Origin of the sequence: Kitasatospora phosalacinea (genome assembly GCF_030268885.1) — a bacterium.
GTDB lineage: Bacteria > Actinomycetota > Actinomycetes > Streptomycetales > Streptomycetaceae > Kitasatospora > Kitasatospora phosalacinea_C.
Window position 1 is genome coordinate 1 of sequence record NZ_BSSA01000104.1, and the last position, 567, is coordinate 567.

The window sequence follows — 567 nt, forward strand, 5'->3', positions numbered from 1 at the left end:
GGTGTGGGCGGACGCGGGGGTGACGGCCTGGCCGAAGACCCCCGAGGAGTTCCTCGCCGACCTGAAGGCCGTCAAGGCCAAGGGCCAGGCCGTCCCCTACTACACCAACTACCACGACGGCTGGCCGCTGCGGCAGTGGACCGACGCGATCGGCTCGCCCTCGTGCGACGAGGGCGCCAAGGACAAGCTGGCCACCACCGCGCAGCCCTGGAGCGCGGGCAGCGACCTGTACACCGTCGACAGCCTGGTGTACTCGATCGTCGAGCAGAAGCTCGCCGAGGACGACCCGACCACCACCAACTGGGACCAGTCCAAGGTGCTGCTGGGCACCGGCAAGGTCGCCACGATGTACCTGGGCTCCTGGTCGGTGTCCCAGATGCGCGACGCGGCGGCCAAGGCGGGGGCGAACCCGGACGACATCGGCTACATGCCCTTCCCGTCCACCTCGGGCAAGGCGTGCACCGTCCTGCAGCCGGACTACAAGTACGGCATCAACAAGCACTCCAAGAACCAGGAGGCCGCGCGGGCGTGGCTGGACTGGTACATCACCAAGTCCGGTGCGGCCCA

The 567-nt window shown here is 68.8% G+C and carries 1 protein-coding gene; it reads left to right on the forward strand.

The window, feature by feature from the left end; genetic code table 11:
• The coding region (locus QSK52_RS39135; RefSeq protein ID WP_285741045.1) for an extracellular solute-binding protein at nt 1–567 on the forward strand (567 nt) is incomplete at both ends.